The organism is Aerococcus sp. L_32, from assembly GCF_050689315.1.
On sequence record NZ_JBOEQF010000083.1, the window covers coordinates 1 to 9,302 of the forward strand.

The 9,302-nt window shown below is 34.3% G+C and carries 8 protein-coding genes and 1 pseudogene; 3 read left to right on the plus strand and 6 right to left on the minus strand.

Going from position 1 to position 9,302, the window contains the following annotated elements:
- The first annotated feature begins 465 nt into the window (after positions 1-465).
- Positions 466-1,086, plus strand: coding sequence for a CadD family cadmium resistance transporter (locus ACRCJ0_RS06970; RefSeq protein WP_048725925.1), 621 nt, complete (start codon positions 466-468; stop codon positions 1,084-1,086).
- 60 nt (positions 1,087-1,146) lie between these two features.
- Positions 1,147-1,431 (plus strand): annotated as a pseudogene (locus tag ACRCJ0_RS06975) (DDE-type integrase/transposase/recombinase); the annotation flags it as partial.
- A 340-nt stretch (positions 1,432-1,771) separates the two neighbouring features.
- On the opposite strand, the gene ACRCJ0_RS06980 reads toward ACRCJ0_RS06975, so the two are convergent.
- From ACRCJ0_RS06980 to arsD (ACRCJ0_RS07005), 6 genes are read right to left on the minus strand one after another with little or no spacing between them, the layout of a single operon-like run.
- Positions 1,772-3,436, minus strand: a complete 1,665-nt coding sequence (locus tag ACRCJ0_RS06980; protein ID WP_431389997.1) for an FAD-dependent oxidoreductase — start codon at positions 3,434-3,436, stop codon at positions 1,772-1,774.
- Positions 3,437-3,471: 35 nt separating this feature from the next.
- A complete protein-coding gene (gene arsB / locus ACRCJ0_RS06985; protein WP_431389998.1) occupies positions 3,472-4,551 on the minus strand; it encodes an ACR3 family arsenite efflux transporter in 1,080 nt (359 codons plus the stop codon).
- A gap of 54 nt (positions 4,552-4,605) precedes the next feature.
- Entirely contained in the window at positions 4,606-4,929 is a 324-nt protein-coding gene (locus ACRCJ0_RS06990) for an ArsR/SmtB family transcription factor (protein ID WP_431389999.1), read from the minus strand.
- 21 nt (positions 4,930-4,950) lie between these two features.
- Positions 4,951-5,286: an arsenite efflux transporter metallochaperone ArsD gene (arsD, locus tag ACRCJ0_RS06995; RefSeq protein WP_271735791.1), complete on the minus strand. Its 336-nt coding sequence runs from the start codon at positions 5,284-5,286 to the stop codon at positions 4,951-4,953.
- Between the two features lie 29 nt (positions 5,287-5,315).
- Positions 5,316-7,052, minus strand: coding sequence for an arsenical pump-driving ATPase (gene arsA / locus ACRCJ0_RS07000; protein ID WP_431390000.1), 1,737 nt, complete (start codon positions 7,050-7,052; stop codon positions 5,316-5,318).
- A 14-nt stretch (positions 7,053-7,066) separates the two neighbouring features.
- Positions 7,067-7,432 carry an arsenite efflux transporter metallochaperone ArsD gene (gene arsD / locus ACRCJ0_RS07005; protein WP_431390001.1) on the minus strand — a complete coding sequence of 122 codons (366 nt, stop codon included), beginning with the start codon at positions 7,430-7,432 and terminating at the stop codon, positions 7,067-7,069.
- A gap of 670 nt (positions 7,433-8,102) precedes the next feature.
- Here arsD (ACRCJ0_RS07005) and ACRCJ0_RS07010 point away from each other — a divergent pair.
- Positions 8,103-8,978 carry a hypothetical protein gene (locus ACRCJ0_RS07010; RefSeq protein ID WP_431390002.1) on the plus strand — a complete coding sequence of 292 codons (876 nt, stop codon included), beginning with the start codon at positions 8,103-8,105 and terminating at the stop codon, positions 8,976-8,978.
- The last annotated feature ends 324 nt before the right edge of the window (positions 8,979-9,302 follow it).

Genomic DNA, 9,302 nt, shown 5'->3' on the forward strand with positions numbered 1-9,302 from the left:
CAGCTTCCTTTGATTCCTCCTTTTCCTTTACTGAATTTAGTATAAAGGCCCCCTACCTCAAAAAAATTGACGCGCATCAAGAAAAGTATTTCTTTATAGACGCCAGGCTTCTCTATTAAATTCAGATGTTTGCACACCTACCATTTTGGTAGGGCAGCAAATCATCAAACAAAGTATCAGCTAATTGCACCATAAGGGTGCGCTGATACTCGGCTAAAAAGAGCCGAATAGCCGTCTGCAAGACCCCTCGGCGAGCCCACACTTCGCTTGCAAAGTATAATGAGTTATACTTTACATGGAAGTAGTTACCGAATTCCAGTTAGAAATTACTTTGTAACTATGTTTTGAGGAGGAGTAAAATGCTTTCCTACGTTCGACATTACCCATTAGGGATAGCTAAATTAATGTGTCTGTGTTCTCTTAAAATTTGCTGATTTATTACTGACTAATACAGGAGGTTTTTTTATGGGACAGACAATCATATCTGCTATTGGTGTTTATATTTCCACCAGTATCGATTATTTAATTATTTTAATTATTTTATTTGCACAGCTATCACAGAATAAACAGAAATGGCATATTTATGCGGGGCAGTATCTAGGCACTGGCTTACTTGTAGGGGCGAGTTTAGTTGCTGCTTATGTCGTCAATTTCGTGCCTGAACCATGGATGGTTGGATTGCTTGGTTTAATCCCTATCTATTTAGGGATTCGCTTTGCAATTGTTGGAGAAGGTGAGGAAGAAGAAGAGGAAGAAATTATTGAAAGATTAGAACAAAGCAAGGCAAATCAACTGTTTTGGACAGTTACATTGCTGACAATTGCGTCTGGCGGAGATAATTTAGGTATCTATATACCTTATTTTGCTTCGTTAGATTGGTCACAGACCCTCGTGGCGTTGCTTGTGTTTGCAATCGGCATAATTATCTTTTGCGAGCTTAGTCGGGTGCTATCTTCTATTCCGTTAATATCCGAGACAATTGAAAAATACCAGCGAATCATTGTGCCCTTAGTATTCATTCCACTTGGACTATACATCATGTATGAAAGTGGCACGATTGAGACTTTTCTGAACTTTATTTTATAGATAAAAAAGCCCCTTAAATGGGGCTTTTCTTATATTTTTTGAATCCTAACATCAAACTGTAGAGGCCCCTCTATTACAAGTGCCTTTAATAAACTAAAAGAATACGGCGGCTTTTATCAAGGGACAGAACATCATACCATTAAATACCTGAATAATTTGATTGAACAAGACCATCGTCCAGTAAAGAGACGCAATAAATTCTATCGAAGTTTACGCACTGCCTCTACCACGATTAAAGGCATGGAAGCCATTCGAGAATTATATAAGAAAACCCGAAAAGAAGGCACTCTCTTCGGGTTTTTGGTCTGTACTGAAATCAAGGTATTATTGGGAATCCCAGCTTAAATCATAGATACCGTAAGGGATTTTATTCTTTATTTAAAACTTTGCAACAGAACCTCTAAGATCAACATACGTAGAGATATACTTTAGTTGTGTGTCACTTTTCAAAACATATAGCGTCTAACTACGAAAAAAACCCCATAATGAACAGGGGCTTTTTTTCGTAGTGTTATATAGTTAGTTATTAATCTCTTCTTTATAATCTTTCCTGAAGAGAATAACGATTAGAATTAGGACAAAAATGATGAAGCCTATATTAATTGTCATTCCTAAAAATTTGGCAAATAGAATTGCCCCAATAGTACCAATAAACCTTGCCATTATCTTCATAAAAGCATTACTCTTAATCATTATTTGTTTCCATTTTCACTCTGAGTTGATAATTCTTATTTCCTCCTGATAAATTATAAACATTTGTAAATCCGTAATTTAATAAAATATTTTGAGCGGCATTTCCAGATACACCTTTATTACAATAAGTGACTGTTACTAAATCTTTGTCTAATTCTGCATTTCTTTCTCTCAGTTCAGCCAAAGGAATATGAATGGCTCCTTTGACATGTGATTTTTCAAAATCTTTTTTAGAACGGGTATCAATAATTTGTAATGTTTCTCCACTAGTTTGACGACTGATTAATTCAGCGGGTGTTAACAATGGGTTACGTTTCAATGCATTATCTAACGCCATACCGGTGTATAATATAGGATCTTTCGTTGTCGCAAAAGGTGGTGCGTAGGCTAAATCTAAATGGAATAAATCTTCTGCTTTTGCTTTAAAGGTTATGGCTGTTGCGATTACGTCGATTCGTTTATCTACGCCACCTTGACCAATAGCTTGTGCGCCTAAAATGCGACCAGTTTCTTTATCCGCTAATGCTTTGATCGTTAATTCTTTTCCACCAAGATACTGAGCATGATCTGGTTTGATATTATACAAAACTTCAACTTCATAACCTTCTTTTTTTGCTTCTTTTTCGGTTAATCCTGTTTGGCCAACATGTAGGTCAAAGATTCTGAAAATCCCTGTTCCTAAGACACCTCTGTGCTCTAAATCTCCACCAGTAATAACGTCTCCAGCAATCCGCCCCATTTTATTCGCTGTTGAGCCTAATGGACGATAGATGGGTTTTCCAGTGATAATAGAGAAGCTCTCGGCAACGTCTCCAACTGCGTAAATATCTGGAAGATTGGTTTGCATTTTCTTATTCACCGCAATTGCTCTTGAAGCTCCAAGTTCTACGCCCATTTCTTTAGCTAATTCAGTATTCGGGCGTACACCTGCAGACAAGATAACGATATCAGTATCAATCGTAACGCCATTTGTAGTAACGACTCTCTCTACTGACGTTTCTCCTTCAATTGTTTTGACGGTATCGTTCAGAATGAGGTTGACTCCTTTTTCACGCATGTGTTCTTCTACACGGAAAGTCATATCAGCGTCCATAGGCGGCATAACTTGATCTTCTAATTGAACGATTGTTACTTCTAATCCTTTATGGATTAATTGTTCTGTCATTTCTAAACCAATAAATCCAGCACCAATAATCAATGCTTTTTTAGGTTGTTTAGCTGAATAGGAACCTATATCTCGTGCGTCTTGGATATTGCGAACTTGGAACACATTATCATACTCTTTTTGATTAAATGGAGGTGGAGTGAATGGAGAAGCCCCAGTTGCAAAGACTAATACATCGTAATTTTCTAGTTTCTTTTCTCCAGAAATAAGATCCGTAACTTCTAATTGTTTATTAGATTGATCAACTTTCGTTACTTTATGTTCTGTGAAGATTGAAACGTTGTATCTTTTTTTAAACCATTCTGCATTTCTAGGTGTTAATTCACTTAATTCTTCAACTTCTCCACCGATTTGATAAGGAATACCGCAAACAGAATAAGAAATATCTTTTCCTTGATCGTAAACGACAATTTCAGCTTCCTCAGTGTTTCGTCTAGCTTTAGCTGCTACAGATGTTCCAGCAGCGACAGATCCAATAACGACAATTTTCATTTTTTTCGCCTCTTTTCATTTAATTCAAACAATGCTTAATATTCATATCCGTCGAACCAATGTTTTGTTTTATTTGAAAATTTGACTAATAGCAACATAGTAGGAACCTCTATTAAAACACCTACAACGGTTGCTAAAGTTGCACCAGAATTTAATCCAAATAATGCAATTGAGACAGCTACAGCAAGTTCAAAAAAGTTACTTGTTCCAACCATAGCTGCAGGTGCTGCTATTGAAAAAGGCAATTTACAAGCTTTAGCACCACCATAACCAAGGAAAAATATTGCTATATTTTGAACAATTAATGGAATAGCAATTAATAAAATATGAAATGGATTACTTAGAATCCGTTCGCCTTGGAAAGAAAAGATAATAACTAAAGTTAGTAATAATCCAATTCGTGTTGTACCATCAAATTTATTCACGAAATCTTTTTCAAAATAATGTTCACCTTTTTGCTTGACGATTTTTTTTCTGACAACAATTCCTAGAACTAAAGGAATCACAATAAAGACAAAAATGGAGAGTAAAAGTGTATTGATAGGGACAGATACGTTACCAATGCCCAATAAAAGTGCCACAATTGGAGCATATAAAAAGAGAATAATAATATCATTTATAGATACTTGTAATAAGGTGTATGCTGGATCACCTTTGGTTAGTTCACTCCATACAAATACCATAGCTGTACAAGGTGCTGCCCCTAAAAGAATCGCACCAGCTATGTACTCATTGGCTAGTTCGGGACTTAAAAATGGTTTAAATACCACCAAAAAGAAAAAGGCAGAAATTGCATACATGGTAAATGGTTTAATTAGCCAGTTTACTACTGTAGTTAATATTAATCCTTTTGGCTTTTTTGTTGCATTTACAATACTACTAAAATCAATTTTTAACATCATTGGAAAAATCATTAACCAAACTAAAATAGCTGTTGGAATTGATACATTATAATACTCAAATTGACTTAAAAATTCAGGGATTGCAGGAACAAATTTCCCTAGCGCTACACCTATAATCATTGATAGAGCAACCCATAAACTTAAATAACGTTCCCAAAGCCCAATCCCATTTTCTTTATTCGATACTTTTTCTTTTAAATCTGTTTCTTTCATGATTTTCCTCCAATAATAATAGTATTTAATCTTTTAATGAAAAACAAATGAAGCTCAACTTTTTGCATCTTTTTGAATGCCTTCAGTCTCACAAATACATTCAGATGAATGTGTTAATAAATGGATGCTTTCTTGAATATATTGTTGGGCTACTTGCTCATTAATTGAGTAATATTGCCATGTCCCACTTTTTTCGGCTATAACTAAACTAGCTTCTACTAATATTTTAATATGGTGAGACAAAGTAGGTTGAGTAAAATCAAAGTGATCTAAAATATCACACGCACACATTTCTCCGCATGACAACATATCCAGTATTTTTACGCGTTTTGGTTCTGAGAGCGCTTTGGCAACTTTTGCATATTCTTCGTATGTCATTTACATTCTCCTTTCTACTCACTACAGTGAAACTTCTGCTTCTTCCAAGCGTAATTTTAGCCAATCTGATAGTTCTTTATTTGTTGGGTAATCCTTAATCTTAACGATTGTTTCGTCATTCAATACCGTTACAGGCAAGCAGTCAATCCCTTTTTCTTGGATTAACTTCGTTACAGCTTGATTTCGAACGAATGCATTAGGGTTGGCACTTAAATTATATCGAATTAATTGTTTCCCTTTTATCTTACGTATTTGTTGAAAGAGACTTGTTATGCGAATGAGATTTTTATCTACAGAAGGTCCACAAACACCTGTGCTACAGCACATCGGAGGTTCATAAAGAGTTATTTTATCCACTTTTACTCCCTTCCTTTCTCTAAATTATTTTAAAAGAGCGATATAGGTTTTCCTTTTACTTCAGTAGAATGCCACTCTACTACCGCAAAATGATTATTAGACAGTTCCGCTACTGTATTGATCCAAGAGACTTCACTTTGAGCACGAGCTCTTAATACGTCATTCGTTGTACCACTCGTTAACATACTATTATTTATTACCCACCAAGTATGAGCAATCTTGGCACGATCTAAATCTTCTTGAAGGCGCATAGATTCATATACTGGTGTATTTTCAGGTAAAGTAACCATGACAACTTCTGTTTGTTCTGGATCTTGTAAGACTGGCAACAGTCTACGAACGGACTCAGGAACTTCACCAGAAGTTCGTTCCACTTCTTTAGCATAGCTTTGAGAGGAATCTAATAACAATAACGTGTGTCCAGTTGGGGCTGTGTCTATGACAACTACATCGCAATCAACTGTAGCGACGATCTCTGCGAATCGTCTAAAAACGGCAATTTCTTGAGTACAAGGCGAGCGCAAATCTTCTTCAACATAATCCAATTCCTCAGAAGACATTGTTTTACGAGCTTTAGATAAAACTTCTTCCTTATAGTCCTGTAATTCTTTTTTTTCGTCAATATGACTCATTCTAATGTTCTCTGATTCAGTGATAACAAATTCCAAATGAGCGGCAGGATCTGTTGTTGCTAAATGAACTTTTTTACCTTTAGCTGCCAATCCTGTTGCTAATGTAGCAGCAATCGTAGTTTTACCAACGCCACCTTTACCCATAGTGAAAACAACTTTTTTATTTGTGCGATCTAATTCATCTACAATGTGTTGTAACTTAGGGTAATCCATTACTTCTGGAGCTTTTACAACGACATTTGTTTGATCTGATGTTAAGAGTAACCGCAAGTTTTCAACGCCTGTTACGTTATATGAGCGTAATGGAACAATAAATGTTGGAAATTGTTTCAAATTTTCAGGCATATTTTTTAACGTTAATTGTTGTTCATCATAAATCTTTTGAGAAATGCTATCTGTCGGTCTTTCTAATAAACCATTGATAATTAATTGTTGATTTAACACACCGATTTCTTTTAATTCTTCAGAAGCTCTATTCGCTTCTACCAGTGGTCCGTCTTGTGGACGTGTCACTAACATTAAGGTTGTTTTTGTCCCCTCTGATAATGTGTTTACTGCGTGTTTATACATTTCTTGCTTATCTCCAAGTCCAGAGAGCTGACCCATACATGAAACACCAGTAGTGTTTTCATCCAAGAAGTTACTCCATGCAGAAGGCAGTTGCAACATTCTCAATGTATGTCCTGTTGGAGCAGTATCAAAAATAATGTGATCATATCGAGCTTCAACGTCTGGATTCGTTAAAAAGCCAGCAAATTCATTAAATGACGCAATTTCAACGGTACAAGAACCTAATAATTGTTCTTCCATGTTGGCTACAGCTGATTCAGGTAAAACCCCTCTATATGGTCCAACAACGCTTTCCATATAGTCACGTGCAGCAGTAATTGGATCAAAGTTCGCTACTGTTAAGCCCTTAACTTCTGGAATTTCTAAGCCGTTATTCGTTAATTCTTTCTCAAAAACATCTTGTAAATTACTAGCAGGATCCGTACTCACTAACATTACGTTCTTCCCACTATCCGCTAAAGAAACTGCCGTAGCACAAGCTGTAGATGTTTTTCCTACTCCGCCTTTACCAGTAAAGAAAAGATATTTTGTAAGATTTAATTGTTCTGGTTGATAATTTTTCATCAGTTAAAATCCTCCTAACAACATCCTGAGTTTGGTCCGCAACTGCCACCGTCATTTGATTCCATTGGGACAAATCTAACTCCTGTAAAAGCCGTTATTTCTTCGATTGAAGGGTATCCTCCAAATTTAACTATTTCACCATTTAATAGTGTTGCTGGCAACGCATCAGCGCCCTTTTCTTGCAATAGTTGACTTATTTTTTCGTTCTCTACAAAGGATTGTGGATTGTTAGATAAGTTGTATCTTTTAGCTTGAAATCCCTCTACTGTATCTAAAGCATTCATAACTGAAGTGATTTGTAATAAATTTTCATTTACTGCTGGGCCACATACACCTGTGCTACAGCACATTGCTGGTTCAAATAATGCTAATTCTGTCATCTTTTATCTGCTCCTTATATACCTTATTTGGCACTTATACATAGACAAGCGTCTATGTATAAGATAGAACTTTATCTATGTATAGTCAATAAAAATTTCAATCATAGAACTTAGGATAATGATTTTTTAAGATACTCGATTTTAAGGAATTTCATGTATTATTTTTGAAAATAATCGATAAAACCTAAAGTACTTTTATATAATTTTCCAGAAAAATAATTGCATAAATAAAAATAAGAGTTAAAAAGTCCTAAAACCGTTGATACGAAGAATTTTTTAAAGATTAAAAAAACATCATTTTTTGCCAATTTGACGTCTCTTTTTTTATTTAAGATTCGTCAGGCACAGCCTGACACGTCAACCTTTTTGAGCACAGCGAAAAAACAGGTGACGTCGGAATCTCTTTATGCTCTTCCTTAAAATCACTTAAATCTCATTTTATTTCCGCTACAATTTTCTCCTGTTTTTGAATTTTTGTTTTTTTTCAAATGAGTGCAACGAATTTTTAAAATTGCGGAGCGATTTTTCACACATTTTTTTGCACAAACACGATATTTTTTTATCGTGTATAAGTGCACCCTATTTTTATTTTTTTTATTTGTTAAATTAATGAGGGTTGTTGTTTATCATTAAATATTTATATTGAATTTAAAATTAGGAGTAGATGTATATGGGTAATTATAAAGAATATCAGGATTTGTTATTGAAAAATTATGATGAAGCAGTTGATTTTTTGCTTCAAAAGTATGGTTCAGCGCAAGATAATTATTTTAAAGAAAAATCATATAAAAGGTTTATGAATAAAGAAATAAAAAGTATTGGAAAAGGAAATATTTCGAGAACAATTGAGGGTTTATATTGTCATCATATAGATGAAAATATAATGCTTAAAATATCAGATCCAGTTTTTATAAGAAAATATAAAATTCCATTCGAATATCAGAAAAAAGAGCGATTAGTTTATTGCGATTTAATCGAGCATTCTATTTTGCATGTTTTGATTGCGAAAGAGACTTCTTCGAAATTTGGTTATTTAGGGCTTACTATGTATTTAATGCCAACTATTGAAATGTGGTATCTTCATGAAATGATTCCTTATAGAGAATGGGAGAAAAATTGTTACAAAAAATCTTTTTTAGTTCCTCAAGAGGCGTTTGATATATTAAATACAATGCATAACATGATAGGTGAAAATTATTATGAAAGTCTATCGGGATATTATGAAGAACAAACGAGGATAAAGGAGGAAAGGGAGAGGATAGAAGAGGAAAGGGAAGAAAATAGAAAAGCGCGTATAAAAGAACATGATCAAAATTTAAAAAAAGAGAGAATTAGATTGATAAATATGGCTAAATTGTTACATGATAAGAGTCCTAGAAAAGATATACTTTATGTAGCATATGGTATAAAATATCCTAATATTTTTGGTAAATTTGGAGCAGGACAGTCTAAGGATATGGACTTTAAGAAATTTGATAGTGAAATGAAAAAACATCCTAAACATAAAATTTTAGAAGACCTTAACATGTATCTAGATAGTTTGTAATTTAAACAGCTATCAGAAACTCATATTTGCGTTTTAAGAGCTTTTAAATCATTTCGAGTATATTTACACGTGATTATTACTTTTCGTCGGCAGAAGCATTAAAAATGGCTATAAATAATAAAGACAAGGGCGAACGTTAATGAGCAGCGCTTATCCTTGCTATTATTTTGGAGTCATTTTGCTTTTGCAAATCAAGAGAAAAGCCGACAGTCATACCTATTCGGGTTCTGTTGTTGTTGAATACTTACATATATAAGAACTATCTGGGTTTTCATATATGTATTAACTAGCTGATTCCAAATCCTCTTTTTCAGTTTCTAAAAA

What these genes read in the sequence shown, in the direction of transcription:
- ACRCJ0_RS06970 (WP_048725925.1), top strand. Translation starts at nt 466, where the DNA reads ATGGGACAGACAATCATATCTGCTATTGGTGTTTATATTTCCACCAGT.
- ACRCJ0_RS06980 (WP_431389997.1), bottom strand. Translation starts at nt 3,436, where the DNA reads ATGAAAATTGTCGTTATTGGATCTGTCGCTGCTGGAACATCTGTAGCA.
- arsB (WP_431389998.1), bottom strand. Translation starts at nt 4,551, where the DNA reads ATGAAAGAAACAGATTTAAAAGAAAAAGTATCGAATAAAGAAAATGGG.
- ACRCJ0_RS06990 (WP_431389999.1), bottom strand. Translation starts at nt 4,929, where the DNA reads ATGACATACGAAGAATATGCAAAAGTTGCCAAAGCGCTCTCAGAACCA.
- arsA (WP_431390000.1), bottom strand. Translation starts at nt 7,052, where the DNA reads ATGAAAAATTATCAACCAGAACAATTAAATCTTACAAAATATCTTTTC.
- arsD (WP_431390001.1), bottom strand. Translation starts at nt 7,432, where the DNA reads ATGACAGAATTAGCATTATTTGAACCAGCAATGTGCTGTAGCACAGGT.
- ACRCJ0_RS07010 (WP_431390002.1), top strand. Translation starts at nt 8,103, where the DNA reads ATGGGTAATTATAAAGAATATCAGGATTTGTTATTGAAAAATTATGAT.